The organism is Roseococcus thiosulfatophilus (assembly GCF_017311575.1).
Classification (GTDB): Bacteria; Pseudomonadota; Alphaproteobacteria; order Acetobacterales; family Acetobacteraceae; genus Roseococcus; species Roseococcus thiosulfatophilus.
In genome coordinates, this window is the sequence record NZ_JAFFQY010000044.1 from 168,926 (window position 1) to 184,998 (window position 16,073).

General features: G+C 73.2%; 13 protein-coding genes. 5 read left to right on the forward strand and 8 right to left on the reverse strand.

Going from position 1 to position 16,073, the window contains the following annotated elements; genetic code table 11:
* Positions 1–10 precede the first annotated feature (10 nt).
* The 3 genes from JTN19_RS14150 (at position 11) to JTN19_RS14160 (ending at position 5,133) form a co-directional block, all read left to right on the forward strand.
* Positions 11–4,315, forward strand: a complete 4,305-nt coding sequence (locus JTN19_RS14150; protein WP_206933943.1) for a DUF4011 domain-containing protein — start codon at positions 11–13, stop codon at positions 4,313–4,315.
* Complete coding sequence (locus JTN19_RS14155; RefSeq protein WP_206933946.1) at positions 4,312–4,716, forward strand: VOC family protein; 405 nt, start codon at positions 4,312–4,314, stop codon at positions 4,714–4,716. Before JTN19_RS14150 ends, JTN19_RS14155 begins: the two co-directional genes overlap by 4 nt.
* 216 nt (positions 4,717–4,932) lie before the next feature.
* The gene (locus JTN19_RS14160) at positions 4,933–5,133 is read left to right on the forward strand and encodes a DUF4170 domain-containing protein (protein WP_191085264.1); all 201 of its coding nucleotides are present in this window, start codon (positions 4,933–4,935) and stop codon (positions 5,131–5,133) included.
* 8 nt (positions 5,134–5,141) lie between these two features.
* Here JTN19_RS14160 and JTN19_RS14165 read toward each other — a convergent pair whose 3' ends face one another.
* Positions 5,142–5,924, reverse strand: a complete 783-nt coding sequence (locus tag JTN19_RS14165; RefSeq protein ID WP_206933948.1) for an aldolase — start codon at positions 5,922–5,924, stop codon at positions 5,142–5,144.
* An 89-nt stretch (positions 5,925–6,013) separates the two neighbouring features.
* Between JTN19_RS14165 and JTN19_RS14170 the strand changes: the two genes are divergently transcribed.
* Complete coding sequence (locus tag JTN19_RS14170; protein WP_206933950.1) at positions 6,014–7,255, forward strand: Zn-dependent hydrolase; 1,242 nt, start codon at positions 6,014–6,016, stop codon at positions 7,253–7,255.
* Positions 7,256–7,508: 253 nt separating this feature from the next.
* On the opposite strand, the gene JTN19_RS14175 is transcribed toward JTN19_RS14170, so the two are convergent.
* From JTN19_RS14175 to JTN19_RS14190, 4 genes are all read right to left on the reverse strand, one after another.
* Positions 7,509–8,903, reverse strand: a complete 1,395-nt coding sequence (locus tag JTN19_RS14175; protein WP_206933952.1) for a M23 family metallopeptidase — start codon at positions 8,901–8,903, stop codon at positions 7,509–7,511.
* A gap of 119 nt (positions 8,904–9,022) precedes the next feature.
* Entirely contained in the window at positions 9,023–11,245 is a 2,223-nt protein-coding gene (locus JTN19_RS14180; RefSeq protein WP_206933954.1) for a putative bifunctional diguanylate cyclase/phosphodiesterase, read from the reverse strand.
* A gap of 71 nt (positions 11,246–11,316) precedes the next feature.
* Positions 11,317–12,051 carry a VIT1/CCC1 transporter family protein gene (locus tag JTN19_RS14185; protein ID WP_206933955.1) on the reverse strand — a complete coding sequence of 245 codons (735 nt, stop codon included), beginning with the start codon at positions 12,049–12,051 and terminating at the stop codon, positions 11,317–11,319.
* 35 nt (positions 12,052–12,086) lie between these two features.
* On the reverse strand, positions 12,087–12,278 hold the full coding sequence (locus tag JTN19_RS14190) for a DUF4169 family protein (RefSeq protein WP_206933957.1): 192 nt from the start codon (positions 12,276–12,278) through the stop codon (positions 12,087–12,089).
* 51 nt (positions 12,279–12,329) lie between these two features.
* On the opposite strand from JTN19_RS14190, the gene JTN19_RS14195 reads away from it, so the two are divergent.
* A complete protein-coding gene (locus tag JTN19_RS14195; RefSeq protein ID WP_206933959.1) occupies positions 12,330–12,995 on the forward strand; it encodes a dienelactone hydrolase family protein in 666 nt (221 codons plus the stop codon).
* 194 nt (positions 12,996–13,189) lie between these two features.
* On the opposite strand, the gene JTN19_RS14200 is transcribed toward JTN19_RS14195, so the two are convergent.
* Genes JTN19_RS14200 through JTN19_RS14210 form a run of 3 tightly spaced genes read right to left on the reverse strand, consistent with a single transcriptional unit; the run spans position 13,190 to position 16,073 of the window.
* Entirely contained in the window at positions 13,190–14,350 is a 1,161-nt protein-coding gene (locus tag JTN19_RS14200; RefSeq protein WP_206933961.1) for a M20 aminoacylase family protein, read from the reverse strand.
* Positions 14,347–14,553, reverse strand: a complete 207-nt coding sequence (locus tag JTN19_RS14205; protein WP_206933963.1) for a DUF2783 domain-containing protein — start codon at positions 14,551–14,553, stop codon at positions 14,347–14,349. Before JTN19_RS14205 ends, JTN19_RS14200 begins: the two co-directional genes overlap by 4 nt.
* Entirely contained in the window at positions 14,550–16,073 is a 1,524-nt protein-coding gene (locus tag JTN19_RS14210) for an FAD-dependent oxidoreductase (protein WP_206933965.1), read from the reverse strand. Before JTN19_RS14210 ends, JTN19_RS14205 begins: the two co-directional genes overlap by 4 nt.

Sequence of the window (16,073 nt, forward strand, 5' to 3'; positions counted from 1 at the left end):
TATCGGCGCCATGACCCTCGCCGCCACGCTCCAGGACGCCCGCCGCGCCCTGCTGGACCTCTCCACCCGCAACCGCCTGCTGGCCCTGCCCGCCACGGCCCGCGCGCGCGGGGTGCTGCGGATCGAGGGCGAACGCGCGCCCTTCGTGGTGGAGCGCCTGGCCGCCGGCCGCGCCTTCGGCTTCGAGGCCACCGAGGCCAGCGAGGCGCGCGGCCGCCGCAAGTCGGAGGGCGTGCGCGCCGCCAGCGCCACCGCCACCGAGGCCGAGTGGCAGGGGGATGACCATCTGCGCGTCGTCGCCTCGCCCGAGGATCTGGCCCGCCGCCTGCGCGACATCCTGACCGATGCCCGCACCACACGGGAGGAAAGCGGCGTGCCGAGCCTGTTCCTGGCGGTGGGCGGGCTGCATTGGCGCGACCCGGGCACGCCGGCGACGCCACGCCTGGCCCCTTTGGCGCTGATCCCGGCCACGCTGGAGCGCGAGGGCGCCACCAGCCGCTTCCGCCTGCGCGCCAACCCGGAGGAGGTGGTGGAGAACCTCTCGCTGCGCGAGAAGCTCGCCGCAGAGTTCCAGATCACCCTGCCCGAGTTCGGCGACTACGACCCCGAGGCCTGGGCCGCCGCCGTGGCCGCCGCCGCCACGGGGCGCGAGGGCTGGTCGGTGGAGGCGGATGCCATGGCGCTCGGCCTCTTCGCCTTCACGAAGTTCCTGATGTGGCGGGACCTGGACCCCGAGATCCATCCGGGCCTGCTGGATCACCCCCTGCTTCGCCGCCTGCTCGACCCCGCGCCGCCGCCGCCCGAGCCCGTGCCCTTCCCGGACGATGCCGATGTGGACGCGGAAATCCCCGTCGAGAAGCTCGATCATGTGCAGGAGATGGACGGCAGCCAGGCGCTGGCGGCCGAGGCGGTGCGGCGCGGGCATTCGCTCGTGGTCCAGGGCCCGCCCGGCACCGGCAAGAGCCAGACCATCGTGAACATCCTGGCCCAGGCGGTGCTGGACGGGCGCAGCGTGCTCTTCGTTGCGGAGAAGGCCGCGGCGCTGGAGGTGGTGAAGCGGCGGATGGACGCGCTGGGCCTGGGCGCCGCGGTGCTGGAGCTGCACAGCGGCAAGCCCAGCAAGCGCGCCGTGCTGGATGAGCTGCGCGCGACCCTGGCCCTGCCCCCCGTGCCGGCCCGTGCGCGCGAGGAGGCCATCCAGCGCCTGGGTGAACTGCGCGGCCGGCTGAACCGCCATGCCGCCGCCATGCGCGCCCCGGTGGGGCGCAGCGGGATGGTGGTGCAGGAGGTGATCGCGCGGCTGGCGGCGTTGCGGGCGCGCGGCGCCACCCCGCCTCGCTTCACGCTGGACGCCTCGGGCTGGGATGCCGCGCGCATCACCGCCCTGCGCGGCGCGGTGGAGGAACTGGTGGCGCGGCTGCCCGGCGCGCGCAGCCCCTGGCGCGGCGTGCGGCCCGAATTCGACAGCCTGGCCGCCGAACGCCTTCTGGGCGACCTGCCGCGCCTGCTGCGCGCCTTCGCCGCCTGCCCGGGCGGCGTGGCCGAGGCGCGGGCGGCGGCCGAGGCCGAGGCGTTGCGCGGTGAAGCGCCCATGGCCCTGGAGGCGCTGCCCGCCGCCCGCGCGCGCCTCGCCGACCTGCAATTGCTGGATGCGGCAGGGCGCGACCCGCGTTTCCTCTCGGGCGCGCTGGGGGCCTCGGGGCTGGAGGCGGCGCGCGCCACGCTCGCGCAGCCCGGCGGCATGCTGGGCTTTCTGAACAGCGCGCGGCGCGAGGCCAGGGCGGTTCTCGCCGCGGCCCTGCGCGACCCGGAGGATGGCGCGGCGCTGGAGGCGCTGCTGGCGGCGCAGGCGGCGGCGGCGCGGCTGCGCCATGGGCCGGATTCGGCCGGGCTGGCCGCCGCTTCCCTGGCACGCGAGATCGGCTGGATGGAGGCCCATGCCCAGCGGCTGGCGCTGCCCGGGCCGAGCGAGGCGCAGCGTGCGGCGCTGGAGGAATGGCAGGCGCTGCACGCCGCCACCGGGATCGCCACGCCGCCCAGCTTCGCCGCGCTGGCGGAGACGCTGGCCCTCTGGGCCGCCGAGCGCGAGGGGCTGGCCGCCTGGCAGGGCTGGGCGCGCGCCGTGGCGGCGGCGCCCGAACTGGGGCCCTTGGCGGCGGCGCTGGAGGGCGGCGCGCTGCTGCCCGAAGCGGCGGGCGAGGCCTTCGAATTCGCGCTGATGGAATGCCTGCGTGGGGTGGCGCTGCGCCAGCACCCGGCGCTGGCCGGTTTCGACGGCGAGGGCGCGGACCGCCTGGTGGCCGATTTCCGCCACGCCGATGCGGCGCGGGTGCGCCTCGCGCGCCATGAGGCCGCCGCCACCCATGCCGCCCGTGTGGCCGAACTGCGCCAGGGCGCCGAACCCGCCGCGCTGGCCTTCCTGCGCGGCGAGTTCGAAAGGAAGCGCGGCCATGCGCCGGTGCGCGTGGTGCTGTCGCGCGCCGCGCCGCTGATCCGCCAGGCCAAGCCCATCCTGATGATGAGCCCGCTCTCGGTCGCGCAGTTCCTCGGCAACCCGCACCACGCGACCTTGCCGGGCTTTCCGGAATTCGACCTGCTGGTGATGGACGAGGCGAGCCAGATCGAGCCCGTGGACGCGCTGGGCGCCATCGCCCGCGCGCGCCAGGTGGTGGTGGTGGGGGATGACCGGCAGATGCCGCCCACTCGCTTCTTCCAGCGCATGACGGAGGATGACGAGGAGGCCGTGCCGGATGAGGACGCGGCGCTGGCCACGCGCGATGTCGAGAGCATCCTGGGCCTCGCCAATGCGCGCGGCATCCCGCGCATGATGCTGCGCTGGCACTACCGCAGCCGGCACGAAAGCCTGATCGCGACCAGCAACGCGGAGTTCTACGAGAACCGGCTGCTGGTGCTGCCCTCGCCGCGCCCGCGCAGCGCGGCACTCGGCTTGTCGCTGGTGCGGGTGGAGGGGCGCTTCGTGGCGAGCGGCAATGCCGCCGAGGCGGAAGCCGTGGCGCAAGCCGTGCTGCGCCACGCGCGCGAGACGCCGGGGGATACGCTGGGCGTCGCCGCCTTCTCCGTCACGCAGCGCGATGCGATCATGGACGCGGTGGAGAAGCTGCGGCGCGACAGCCCTGAGACGGAACCCTTCTTCAACGCCTATCCCGACGAGCCCTTCTTCATCAAGAACCTGGAGAACGTGCAGGGTGATGAGCGCGACGCCATCCTGATCAGCGTGGGTTACGGGCGGGACGCCAATGGCAGGCTCGCCATGCGCTTCGGGCCTTTGTCCAATGACGGCGGCGAGCGGCGGCTGAACGTGCTCATCACGCGGGCCAAGAAGCGCTGCATCGTCTTCTCGGGCATCGGCGCGGAGGAGGTGGACACGGAACGCGCCAAGGGCCGCGGCGTGGCGGCGCTCAAAACCTTCCTGGGCTTCGCGGCCAATGGCGGCGTGCGCGAGGTCGTGGCGGGCGAGGCCTCGCCCATCGCGGCGCTGATCGGCCAGGTGATGGCGGAGGCGGGGCAGGAGGCGGTGCCGCGCGTGGGCCTTTCGGGGCTGTTCCTCGACGTGGCGGCGCGCGGGCCGGAAGGCTTCGACCTCGGCGTGGAACTCGACGCCGCCGACTGGGCCGGGCTGCGCTGCGCGCGCGACCGCGACCGGGGCCGGCAGATGGCGCTGGAGATGATGGGCTGGCGGCTGGCACGCGCGTGGTCGCTCGACTGGCTGAACCAGCCCGAGGCGGCGCGGGCACGCATGCGCGCGGCGCTGGGGCTGGAGGCACCAGCCGCGGCCGCCCCTGTCGCGCCCGTGGGGGCCGCGCTGGCCGAGCCCTATGGCGAGGCGGTGCTGGAACGCGCGCCCGCCAACCGCGCGGAGCTGACCGATCTGGTCGTCGCCATCCTGCGCATCGAGGCGCCCATCCACCGCGACGCGCTGATGGAACGCGCGCGCCTGCTGCTGGGCGAGGGCTTCGACGCGCGCGAGACGGCCGCCGCGCTGCGCGAGGCCGAATTGCTGCATGGCGCCCGCGAATCGGGCGGGTTCCTGGTGCTGGAGGACACGCCGCCGCCCACGCCCCGTGACCGCCGCGCCGCCAGCCCCCATCTGCGCCGCGCGGCCATGGTCCCGCCCGCCGAGATCGAGGCCGCCGCCCGCCTGCTGCTCGGCCTGCAGCCCCGCGCGACCGAGGCGGAGCTGGCCGCCGGCGTGGCGCGGATGCTGGGGCTGGAGGCGTCGGCCAGCACGGCCTTGCTGGCGCGCATTGCCCTGCTTTCCGCCTCGGGCAGGCTCGTGGCAGGATCGGGGGCATGACACGCCCCGATCTCGCCCAGCAGGTGACCTTCCTCTACGCCGAGGACACCGAAGCCTCCTGGCGCTTCTATGAGGAGACCCTGGAACTGCCCCTGGTGCAGGACCAGGGCACCTGCCGCATCTATGCCGCCGCGCAGGGCGACCGCGCCTTCCTGGGTGTGTGCCGCGCCCGCGCGTCCCGCGCCTCGGACAACCCGCGCGTGGTGGGCGGCGTGGTGTTCACCTTCGTGACGCCGGATGTCGAGGGCTGGCATGAATTCCTGAAGGCGCGCGGCGTGGCGCTGCCGCCCAAGCCGGAATATTCCGAGGCCTATCGCGTCACGCATTTCTTCGTGACCGACCCGGCCGGCTACACCATCGAATTCCAGCGGTTCGAGCGCGAGGACTGGCCGGAGGTCTGAAATTGCCTGGCGCCGTGATTCACGTCTTCGGCTTGCCCTCCGGCGATCATGGATGCTGGCGCCTGATCGGCTTCGGAGCCGAGGCGCCGTGAACCGGCCGCTCAACAATCTCGAAAGCATGATCGGCGAAACTTGATCATGCGGTAGCGCCCGCGCGCGGTTTGCGGCACACCCATGCCGCACCGCAACATGACGGTGTTGAGGAAGAGGTAAAGCATGGCGGAACCGCAGATCTGGGTCGTGTGGGGCGGCGTCTTCACCGACATGACCTTCACCACGCTGGAACAGGGCAAGGAAGAGTTCTACGGCCCCTTCCACGACGAGGAATCGGCCATTCGCCGCTGGCGCGAGGGCATGGCCCGCTTCGTGGATATCGCGAGCCACCGGCTCTTCGTGCTGCGCGCCCGGCAGGGGTAGCGCAGCACTCAGTCGGCGAAATCCGGCTGTTCCTTGAGCAGGATGCGCTTGACGCTCTCCAGGTGCAGGCGGGCGCTTTCGCGGTCGCCCTCGCGCATTTGGGCATAGGTGGCCTGGGCCAGTTCGGGCGAGACGGGCTTCAACGTGCGGCCCGTCGCCATGGCCAGGCGCTGCACTTCGGCCGCGCGCTCGAGGTAGTAGAGGTCGTCCCAGGCCTCGGCGATGGTCGGGCCCACCACCATCACGCCGTGGTTCTTCATGAAGACGATGTCGGCGTCGCCCAGGCTGTCGGCGATGCGGTCGCCCTCGGCCTCGTCGAGCGCCAGGCCGTTGTAGTGCTCGTCCACCAGGGTGCGGCCGTAGAATTTCAGCGCCGTCTGCCCGGCCCAGACCAGCGGCGGGCCTTCCAGCATGGACAACGCAGTGGCGTTGGGCATGTGGGTGTGGAAGGCGGCCTTGGCGCGCGGGTGCTTCATGTGCAGCCGCGCGTGGATGTAGAAGGCCGTCGCCTCCGGCACGCCGTTGCCCGCCACCACGCGGCCCTGGAAGTCGCAGATGACGAGGTTGGAGGCCGTCACCTCCGCGAAGGAATACCCATAGGGGTTCACCAGCATCAGGTCGTCGCGCCCGGGCACGACGAAGCTGAAGTGGTTGCAGATGCCCTCGCTGAGACCGAGCTTCGCCGCCATGCGGAAACAGGCGGCGAGATCAAGGCGCGCCTGGCGCACCTCCGGCCGGTCGAGGTCGCTGTTGCGGAGCAGGGCGGGGGCGGTGTTCAACGCATGGGCCATGGGCGCAGCATGCCGCGCCGGGCCGCCCCTGCCAATCATCGCCCAACCCCTTATGGTGCCGCGCAGGAACAGGAAGGGGACCGCGGCCCATGGCCACCAACCAGCGCATTGACGGCAAGCGGCTGTGGGACAGCCTGATGGCCATGGCCGAGATCGGCGCCACGCCCAAGGGCGGCGTGAAGCGCCTGACGCTGACCGAGGTGGACCGCCAGGGCCGCGCCCGCTTCACCGAATGGTGCCAAGCACAGGGGCTCAAGGTCCGCGTGGACGCCATCGGCAACATGTTCGCCCGCCGCGAGGGGCGCGACCCCGCCCGCCCGCCGGTGCTGATGGGCAGCCACCTCGACAGCCAGCCCACGGGCGGCAAGTTCGACGGGGCGCTGGGCGTCATCGCCGGCCTGGAGGTGATCCGCACACTGAACGATCTCGGCATCGAGACCGAGGCGCCCATTGAACTCGTGAACTGGACCGATGAGGAAGGCAGCCGCTTCGGCCACTCCCTGATGGGCAGCGGCGTCTGGTCGGGCGTCTATGAACTGGAGAAGGCCGAGGCGCTGCGCGACCTGGACGGCGTCACGGTGGGCGAGGCGCTGGACGCCATCGGCGCCCGCGGTCCCCACCCCGCCAGGCCCTTCCCCGCCGACGCCTATTTCGAGATGCACATCGAGCAGGGCCCCATCCTGGAGGCCGAGGGCAAGATGATCGGCGTCGTCACCGGCGCCCAGGCGCAGGTGTGGTATGACGCCGTCATCACCGGCCAGGACAGCCATGCCGGCACCACGCCGCCCGCCAACCGGCGCGACGCCCTGGTGGCCGCGGCCCGCGTCATCACCCATGTGGACGCCACCATGCGCGCCCGCGGCGCCGATGGCCGCGGCACGGTGGGACAGCTCACCGTCCTGCCGAACAGCCGCAACGTGGTGCCGGGCGAGGTGCGCTTCTCGGTCGAATTCCGCCACCCGCGCACCGAGGAGATGGAGGCCATCGCCGCCAGCTTCCCGGAAGAAGCCGCGGCCCTTGTCGCGGAAACGGGCTGCCGGCTGGAACTGACGGAACTCTTCCGCATCCCGCACCAGCCCTTCGACCCAAGCTGCGTCGCCCTGGTGCGCGAGGCTGCCGCCCGCCTGGGCTACAAGGCGCGGGACATGGTTTCGGGCGCCGGGCATGACGCCGTCTATGCCGCCCGGCGCATCCCGGCCGCCATGATCTTCACGCCATGCAAGGACGGCCTCAGCCACAACGAAGCCGAAAGCATCCTGCCCGAGGAGGCCGAGGCCGGCTGCCAGGTGCTTTTCGAAGCCATCCTGGCCCGCGCCAACCGGCGGCCCTGAGGCCGCGATGGAGCAGGGGGTGCGGCCCCGGCGGGGGCTGCCGCCCCCGCGCCCCCGCCAGGGGCCATGGGCCCCTGACCCCGTTCGATTCAGTGGGTATTCGGAGGGAGGGGCGTCAAGGGCGCGCGCTTGATCCGGGGCACGACATGCCCCTCCCTCCGAATACCCATTAAGTCAAAGGGTTCCGAGGGCCTAGGCCCTCGGCAGGAGGGGTCCGGGGAGGACCGCGTCCTCCCCGGGGCGCACCCTCGCCCTATTGCGGCGCCAGGGCGACTTCGGTCAGGCCGCGGGCCAGGCGGGCGCGCTGGCGGTTCAGGTCGGTGCGGGCGGTCTGGTATTGCAGCAGCGCGCGGCCGGCCAGGGCGGGCGGGGCGGGCAGGCGGCTGGTGGCCGGGTTCACCGCCTGGCCGTTCACATGCAGCTCGTAGTGCAGGTGCGGGCCCGTGGACATGCCGGTGGAGCCCACGCGGCCGATGATCTGCCCCTGGCGGACGCGGGTGCCGGCCGCCATGCCCGGCGCGAAGCGCGAGAGGTGGGCGTAGAGCGTCAGCACATTGTTCGGGTGGCGGATGCGGATGACATTGCCATAGCCGCGCTCACGCCGCACCGAATGCACCACGCCGTCGGAGGCCGCGTAGATGGGCGTGCCGGTGGGGGCCGCGAAATCCACGCCGCGGTGCATGCGGTTGTAGCCCAGGATGGGGTGCCGCCGCATGCCATAGCCCGAGGACATGCGCGCGCCGTTCAACGGCGTGCGGAGAAAGCCGCCGGCGAGCGGCCGCCCGGCGGCGTCATACCAGCCCACCTCGCCATCCGGGCCTTCATGGCGCCAGATTTCCTGCGTCTGGCCCGAGAGGGTGAGGGCGGCGTAGAGCACGCGCCCGTGCCGCAGCAGCGTGCCATCCTCGCTGCGCATGCGTTCGAAGGCGACGGCCACGCGGTCACCCGCGCGCAGGTCGCGCTGGAAGTCCACGCGGTGCGAGAAGGCGCGCACGATGGAATAGGCGAGGTTGGCCGGCAGGCCCGCATTCACCAGCGCGGGGAAGACGCCGCCCGTCACCACGGCGTCCACCTGGGCCAGGTGGGGGTGCTCGGGCAGGCGGGCTTCGTCGGCCAGCCAGCCGTCGCCCTGCCGCTCCACCGCAACCGTGTGGCCGGGTCCGGGGTTGATCTCCAGCGCCATGAGGCGCGTCTCGTCGTCGGTGTCGAAGCGCAGCAGCAGTTCCTGCCCCGGGCGGAGGCGATGGGCGGGGAAGAGGGGCAGCAGCTCGGCCAGCGCCGCATGGGCGTCGGCGGCGGGCACGCCGGCCTCGGTGAGCAGGCCGAGCAGGGTGTCGCCGGACGCGACGGTGACGGTCTGTTCGGTGAAGGCGGGCTCAGGCTCCGGGCTTGGGGTGCCGGGCGGCGCATAGGGCACGGCCTCGACCATCGCGGCCTGGGGCGCGTCCAGGGTGAGGGGCGCCTCGGCCAGTTCCTCGATGGCCGCCTCTTCGGGGAAGGGGGCAGGGTCCGCCGGGGCCCGCGCCGCGTCGGGTAAGGCGGCGGCTTCCACGGTCACCTGCTCCGCTGTCGGCCATGCGAAATGCAGGGCGGGCAGCAACAGGAGGGCGGGCAGCAGCAAGCTTGTCGCGCGGCGCAACTTCATCATGCGGTGTGTATTTCCCCACGGCCTTCCGACGGGCCATGGGCCCCTTGCCTAACCATCACGGCGCGGCGCCGCAAGGCGAATATTGCTGCCTATGTCATGGAACAACCAAGGATTTCCCGTTACATTCCGGTGCCGGCGCGCGCCTTGGGCGTGGGCGCGGGCAGCAGCAGGGGCGATGGCAGCGAGGCCAGGAAGGCCTCCGCCGGCATGGGCCGCGCCACAAGCCAACCCTGGATGACATGGCAGCCGGCCGCGCGCAGGGACGCCGCCTGGGCCTCGGTCTCCACCCCTTCGCCCACCACCTCGATTCCCATGCCCCGCGCCAGCGCCACGGTGGCGCGCAGCACGGCCATGGCCTTCGGATCCTCGGGCAGTTGCGCGACGATGGAGCGGTCGAGCTTGAGGCGCTGCACCGGCAGCCGCACCACATGGGGCAGGCCCGAATGGCCGCTGCCGAAATCGTCGAGGGCGAGCGCCACCCCCACCTCACGCAGCGCGGTCAGCGTCTGATGGACGGCGGGCAGGTCGCGCACGGCCAGGTCCTCGGGGATTTCGATCTCGAGCCGTTCGGGTGCCACGCCGGCCGCGTGCAAGGCCTCCCGGACCTCCCCGGCGAAGCCCTGGTCCTGCAGCGTGGCGACGGAGATGTTGATGGCGAGGCAGGGCGCGGGCCCCGGCCAGCCGGCCAGCAGCGTGACGGCGCGGCGCAGCACCTGGCGGTCCAGCCGCGCCAGCAGCCCCAGCTCGGCCGCGGCGGACAGGATTTCGGCGGGCGGCACCCAGCGGCCGAGGCGGCGGCTGTTCCAGCGCAGCAAGGCCTCCACCCCGGCGAGGCTTCCCTCCTCCAGGTTCCGCTGCGGCTGGAGGTGCAGCTCCATCTCGTCCGCCTCCAACGCGGCGGTGAAGGCCTCGCGCAGCCGCGCCCGCCGCTCGTCCCTTTCGCGCAGGGCGGGGGTGAAGAGGCTGACGGTGTCGCCGCCCATCTCCTTGGCCTCGATGACGGCCAGCGCGGCGGCGCGCAGCAGCGTGGCCGGGTCGCCGCCGTGCTGCGGCGCCACGGCGAGGCCGATGGAGGCGGTGACCGGCACCTCCCTTCCCTCGGCCCGCAGGGGCGCGCGCAACGCGGCCCGCACCCGCCCCGCCAGGGCTGGCGCCGCATGGGCCCCGGCCTCGAAGGCCAGCACCGCGAACTCGTCGCCGCGCGTCCGGCACACCAGGTCCGAGGGGCAGAGGGCGCCGCGCAGCCGGTGCGCCGCCTCGCGCAGCAGCGCATCGCCCACCGCATGGCCGTGGCGGTCATTGTGCTGGGCGAAGGCGTCGAGGTCCACGAGCATCACCACCCCGCCCCGTGGGTCCTCGGCCATGGCGGCGAGGGCGGCCTGGAAGGTCGCGCGGTTGGCGAGGCCCGTCAGCGGGTCATGCTCCGCGAGGTGGTCGAGCCGCGCCTGGGCATGGCGCAGCGCGCCGAGGTCGAGCACGGAGAGCAGCCGCCCCTGCGGCGCCCCCCCGGGGGGGTCCCAGGGGACGACGCCCAGCAGCACCGGGCGCTCGGTGCCGTCGGGGAGACGCAGCAGGGTCTCGGTGCCCTCGGTGGGCGTGGGCTGGGGCAGCGCGGCGCCGGGGAAGCGGGGCGGGACCTCGCCCTGGAAGAGGCGGCGCAGCCGCGCGTTGGCGAAGCGTGTGCGGCCCTCCGCGTCCAGCTTCCACAGCCCGACCGGGGCGTGCTCCAGCAGGGCCAGAAGCCGGGCCTCCGAGCTGGCGAGGGATTGCTCGCGCTGCCGCGCCTGCGTGATCTCGGCCGAGAAGCGCACGATGCTCCCGCCCGGCAGGCGGAATTGCCGAAGCTCGAACCAGCGCCCCTGCGCGTCCTGCACCCGCTGCGGCGTGCCATCGGCGCGCAGATGCGCGTCGAGGCCGGCATTGACCATGGCCTCGCGCGCATGGGGCGGCAGGTGGCCATGCGCGGTCCTGAGGCGGTCCTCCTCGCGGCCCGTGGTGTCCGCCGCGGCGAAGCCCAGGCCGCTGCCCGCCTGCCAGAGCGGCCGGCGGTCCGGCCCCACCACCAGGGCATGGCAGGGCATGGCGCGCAGCACGGCCAGAGCGTCGCGCAGGGCGATCTCGCGCAGGGCGACCCAGGCGAGGAGGCTGCCCAGCAGCCCCGATGCCACCATGCCCCGCCAGGGCCAGCCCATCAGCGCGCCGAGCAGCAGCCCCGTCACGAAGCCCGCCGTCAGGAGGAAGGCGAAGCGGCCGCGCGGCGCGGACAGGGCCGGGGAAGGCGCCGAAAGAAACTCGGGCAAGGGCCAGGGCAGCGGGACGAGGCGATGGCGACTTGGGCGCATGGGGGTCTCCACCGCCCGTGATGCGCCGCCGAGGCTTAACGAAGCCTGACCTTGTTCAGGCGAGACCGGGCTCAGGCCAGGGCGCTGGCCAGCAGGGCGGCCAGCGCGGCCGCGACACCCAGCGCCAGCGCGCGCGCCGCACCCCCCGCGCGCACCTGGCCCTCGGCCGCGGCCAGGCCCCAGCCCGCGCCCAGCATGACCACGGCGCCCAGCGCCACGGGGCCCGGCCAGCCCAGGCCTGGTGCGAGCCAGAGCGGCAGCAGCGCCAGCAGCCCGCCGCCCACGAAACCCAGCACCAGCAGCAGCGCCTCGCGCGCCGCATGGGCCGGCTGGGGTTCGATGAGGTCCAGCTCGAATCGCATCATGAAGTCCACCCAGCGGCGGCGGTCGGCGGCGATGCCCTCCACCGCGCGGGCCAGGGTGTCGCCGCGCAGCCCGTAGCGGTGGAGGATGGCCGCCACCTCCCAGCGCTCGCGCTCGGGGTAGAGGTGGGTCTCCTCCTCCTCGCGGCGGCGTTCGGCGGCGTAGCGCTCGGCGGCGCCCAGCACGGCGAAGTAGCGGCCAAGCCCGGCCAGGATGGCGCCCGCGGCCAGGGCCGCGAGCCCGCCCGCCACGGCCGCCGTGCTGGTCGTCCCGGCGGCCAGCAGCGCCACCACCAGCGCCACCGGCAGCATCGGCCCCTGCGCCAAGCCCGCCAGCAGCGGCACCTGGGCGGCGCGCGGCAGGGCGTGCTGCTCGCCCTCGGGCGGGCCGGGCGGGGCCGGCGGCAGGCCGTCGCGATAGGGGTGGGGGGCGGGCTGGTCCATGCCGCGCAGCATAGCGGTTTCGCGGGCCGCGCGCGCTATGCGCTTGGCGGGTCGTCCTCGCGCCGGGCCTGGTCGAGCAGGGCGCGGCGGCGGGCTTCGTCCGCGGCATCGCGCGCCTTCTGGCCCTTGGTGCGGCCGAAGGCCACGCGGTTGGCGGCTGCCTGGGCTTCGGCCTCCGCCTTCGCCTTGCCAGCGCGCCACTTTCGCAGGTTCACGACCTCGGCCATGCTGCGAGGCTACAGGAAACGCCCGCGACCCGTCCAGGAAAGGCCCTGCCCATGAACATCGCGCTCACCGCCGCCGACGGCCACCGCCTCGCCGCCTACAAGGCCGGCCCCGAGGATGCGACCCGCGCTTTGGTCATCGTGCAGGAGATCTTCGGCGTGAACCGCCACATGCGCCGCGTGGCCGACAGCTTCGCGGCCGAGGGCTATGCGGTGGTGGTGCCGGCGCTGTTCGACCGCACGGAGCGCGGCGTGGAGTTGGGCTACACCGGCGAGGATGTGGCGCGCGGGCGCGCGTTGCGCGGCCAGATTGACGAGCACAAGACGCTGCTGGACATCCTGGCCGCGGCCGGCGCGCTGCCGGCCGGCGCCGCGCGCGGCATCGTGGGCTATTGCTGGGGCGGCACCGTCGCCTGGCATGGCGCGACGCGCAGCAGCGCCTTCCAGGCCGCGGTGGGCTGGTATGGCGGCGGCATCGCCGCGGCGAAGGACGAGGCGCCGCGATGCCCGGTGCAGCTGCATTTCGGCGAGGTGGACGCCTCCATCCCCATGGCCGACGTCCATGCCATCGAGCAGGCGCGGCCGGAGGTGGAGGTCTTCGTCTACAAGGGCGCCGGCCACGGCTTCGGCTGCGAGGAGCGCGGCAGCTATGTCGAGGGCGATGCCGAGGTGGCGCGGCGCCGCACGCTGGAATTCTTCGCGCGGCATCTGGGGGGGTAACCCGTCCGATCGCCGCCGGCCTTCCGGCGGCGTGAATCGGCCGGGCGGTTCCCGTCCGATCGCCGCCGTTTTTCCGGCGGCGTGAATCGGCCGGGTGGATCACGTCCGATCGCCGCCGTTTTTCCGGCGGCGTGAATCGGCCGGGTGGATCACGTCCGATCGCCGCCGGTTTTCCGGCGGCGTGAATCGGCCGGCTACATGCCCTTCAGCTTCCGCTCCACCACGGCCGCGAGCACGCCCGCGCCATAGGGAATCGCTTCGTCGTTGAAGTCGAAGCGGGGATTGTGGACCTCGGCGCTGTCGCCATTGCCGCAGACGATGTAGGCGCCGGGGCACTTCTCCAGCATGAAGGCGAAATCCTCGCCGCCCATCACGGCGGGGAATTCGCGCTTCAGCCGGCCCTCGCCCACCAGGGCGGCGGCGGCGTCGCCCAGCGCCTCGGCCTCGGCCGCGTCGTTCACCAGCGGCGTGGTGATGACGCGGAAATCGAGAACGGCCGAACCGCCGAGGCCCGCCGCGATGCCCTCGCCGATGGCGCGCATGCGGCTTTCGACGAGGCCCATGATCTCGTTGGAAAAGGCGCGGACGGTGCCGCCCAGGCGCACCTCGTTCGGGATCACGTTATAGGCCTGGCCGGCGTCGAAGCGCGTGACCGACAGCACCGCGCGCTCGGCCGCCGGCACGTTGCGTGCGACGACGGATTGCAGCGCCTGCACGACCGCCGCGCCCATCACCACGGGGTCGTGCGTGGTTTCGGGCCGCGCGCCATGGCCGCCCTTGCCGGTGATGACCATGTCGTAGAAGGCCACACCCGCCATCATCGGGCCCGCGCGCAGGCCGAATTCGCCGAGCGGCATGCCGGGCCGATTGTGGATTCCGTAGACCGCATCGCAGGGGAAGCGGGTGAAGAGGCCGTCCTCCAGCATGGCCAGCGCGCCGCCGGCCCCTTCCTCGCCGGGCTGGAAGATCAGGTTCACGGTGCCGTTGAAGCTCTTGGTGGCCGCCAGGTATTTGGCGGCGGCCAGCAGCATGGTGGTGTGGCCGTCATGGCCGCAGGCATGCATCCGGCCCGGGATGGTGCTGGCATGGGCGAAGCCGTTCGCTTCGGTCATGGCCAGCGCGTCCATGTCGGCGCGCAGGCCGATGGCGGGGCCGTTGCCGTTGCGGATGACGCCGACCACGCCGGTCTGGCCCACGCCCTCATGCACCTCGATGCCCCATTCGCGCAGCTTGGCGGCGACGAGGGCGGCGGTGCGGTGTTCCTCCAGCCCGAGTTCCGGGTGGGCGTGGATGTCGCGGCGGATGGCGGTGAACTCATCCTGCCAGGTGGCGATCTGTTCGACTGGGGTGCTCATGCCCCAGAGTTGCGCCGCTGCGTGGCCAAGGCAATGGCCTCCCGCAGCACTTCCGCATCGCCGATGTGGTTGGCCAGGATCAGCACGAGCTTGGCATCCAGCCGGCGCGAGGCGGCGTCGTCCAGGCCCCGATGCGCCTCCATCAACAGGGCATAGAGCGCGTCGGGGTCCGCGAGGCGCGGTTCGGTGCGGAGGTGCTTCATCGGGCGAGTGCCGCGTCGCGCGCGGCGAGGATGGCGGCTGCCGCGCTCGCCGGCAGCCGCGCGGCCAGCATCTGATCGGGGCGGAACAGCGCGGCCTCGCCGGGTGCGAGGCCGAGGCGCGCGCAGGCCAGGCCCGAATGGTCCAGCAGGGCGCCGAGGCGCGGGCTGTCGGCCAGAAGGATGTTCGTGATTCCCGGCAGGGCGGGGGGCTCCTCCTCGCGCGCCACCAGGGTGAAGCTTCCGTCGGCGCCAATGTGGCGCAGCAGCCAGTCCGGCATGTTGTCGCGCAGCACCGGCGCATCCGGCGCCACCTCCTGCCCGGACCAGGGGCGGGAGAGGCGGCCGGAGTTCACGAAGGGGCGGGCGAAGGCGTGGCCCTCCGCCAGTTCCAGCACGGCGTCGCGCCAGGCCAGGGCGGCGGCGTTCTTTGGGGTGATGAAGTCGGTGGCGCGGGTGGAGTGGAGGATATTCTCCTCCGCCGCCGGGATGCGCTCGGCGTCATAGCCATCGAGCAATGTCTCGGGCGCCTCGCCCGCCAGCACGGCGGCGAGGCGCCAGCAGAGGTTGTCCGCATCCTGCACGCCCCCATTGCCGCCGCGCGCGCCGAAGGGTGAGACCTGGTGCGCCGCATCGCCCAGGAAGAGGGTGCGGCTGTGGCGGAAGCGTTCGAGGCGCCGGCAGCGGAAGGTGTAGACGCTGATCCATTCGATTTCGAAGGGCACCTCGGGCCCCAGCATGGCGGCGACGCGCGCACGCACGCGTTCGGGCTCGCGCTCCGCCTCAGGGTCCGCGTCCCAGCCGAGCTGGAAGTCTATCCGCCACACATCGTCGGGCTGGCGGTGCAGCAGGACGGATTGGCCCGGGTGGAAGGGCGGGTCGAACCAGAACCAGCGTTCGGTCGGGAAATTCGCCCGCATGGTGACGTCGGCGATGAGGAAGCGGTCGCGGAAGACCTGGCCCTCGAAGGGCAGGTCCATGGCGCGGCGGATGAAGCTGCGCGCCCCGTCGCAGGCCAGCAGCCAATGGGCGTGCAGGGTGTAATCGCCGTCGGGTGTCTCGACGGACAGACGCGCGCCGTCCGGCCCGTTCTCGATGCCCGTCACGCGGTGGCGCCAGCGCAGGTCCACGAGGCCCGTGGCCTCGCAGGCCTCCACCAGCCATTGTTCCGCGTAATACTGCTGCAGGTTCACGAAGGCGGGGTATTCGTGGCCCTGCTCGGGCAGCAGGTCGAAGCTGTAGGCCTCCCGGTCCTGGCGGAAGACGCGGCCGCGGCTCCAGGTGATGCCCTTTTCCAGGAAGCGCTGGCCGAGGCCGAGGCGGCCATAGATCTCCAGCGTGCGCTTGGCGAAGCAGATGGCGCGGCTGCCCTCGCTCACCTGGTCGTCCTCGTCCAGCAGCACGACGCGAACGCCGCGGCGCGCGAGGTCGAGCGCGGCGGTCAGCCCCACCAGCCCGCCGCCCGCCACCACCACGGGGGCGGCCTCGCCGGGCGGGCCGGGGGGCGCGGCGGGGAAGCGCAT

Excerpts from the sequence above, each read along its gene's own strand:
- JTN19_RS14150 (WP_206933943.1), top strand. The coding sequence starts at position 11 with ATGACCCTCGCCGCCACGCTCCAGGACGCCCGCCGCGCCCTGCTGGAC.
- JTN19_RS14155 (WP_206933946.1), top strand. The coding sequence starts at position 4,312 with ATGACACGCCCCGATCTCGCCCAGCAGGTGACCTTCCTCTACGCCGAG.
- JTN19_RS14160 (WP_191085264.1), top strand. The coding sequence starts at position 4,933 with ATGGCGGAACCGCAGATCTGGGTCGTGTGGGGCGGCGTCTTCACCGAC.
- JTN19_RS14165 (WP_206933948.1), bottom strand. The coding sequence starts at position 5,924 with ATGGCCCATGCGTTGAACACCGCCCCCGCCCTGCTCCGCAACAGCGAC.
- JTN19_RS14170 (WP_206933950.1), top strand. The coding sequence starts at position 6,014 with ATGGCCACCAACCAGCGCATTGACGGCAAGCGGCTGTGGGACAGCCTG.
- JTN19_RS14175 (WP_206933952.1), bottom strand. The coding sequence starts at position 8,903 with ATGATGAAGTTGCGCCGCGCGACAAGCTTGCTGCTGCCCGCCCTCCTG.
- JTN19_RS14180 (WP_206933954.1), bottom strand. The coding sequence starts at position 11,245 with ATGCGCCCAAGTCGCCATCGCCTCGTCCCGCTGCCCTGGCCCTTGCCC.
- JTN19_RS14185 (WP_206933955.1), bottom strand. The coding sequence starts at position 12,051 with ATGGACCAGCCCGCCCCCCACCCCTATCGCGACGGCCTGCCGCCGGCC.
- JTN19_RS14190 (WP_206933957.1), bottom strand. The coding sequence starts at position 12,278 with ATGGCCGAGGTCGTGAACCTGCGAAAGTGGCGCGCTGGCAAGGCGAAG.
- JTN19_RS14195 (WP_206933959.1), top strand. The coding sequence starts at position 12,330 with ATGAACATCGCGCTCACCGCCGCCGACGGCCACCGCCTCGCCGCCTAC.
- JTN19_RS14200 (WP_206933961.1), bottom strand. The coding sequence starts at position 14,350 with ATGAGCACCCCAGTCGAACAGATCGCCACCTGGCAGGATGAGTTCACC.
- JTN19_RS14205 (WP_206933963.1), bottom strand. The coding sequence starts at position 14,553 with ATGAAGCACCTCCGCACCGAACCGCGCCTCGCGGACCCCGACGCGCTC.
- JTN19_RS14210 (WP_206933965.1), bottom strand. The coding sequence starts at position 16,073 with ATGCGCTTCCCCGCCGCGCCCCCCGGCCCGCCCGGCGAGGCCGCCCCC.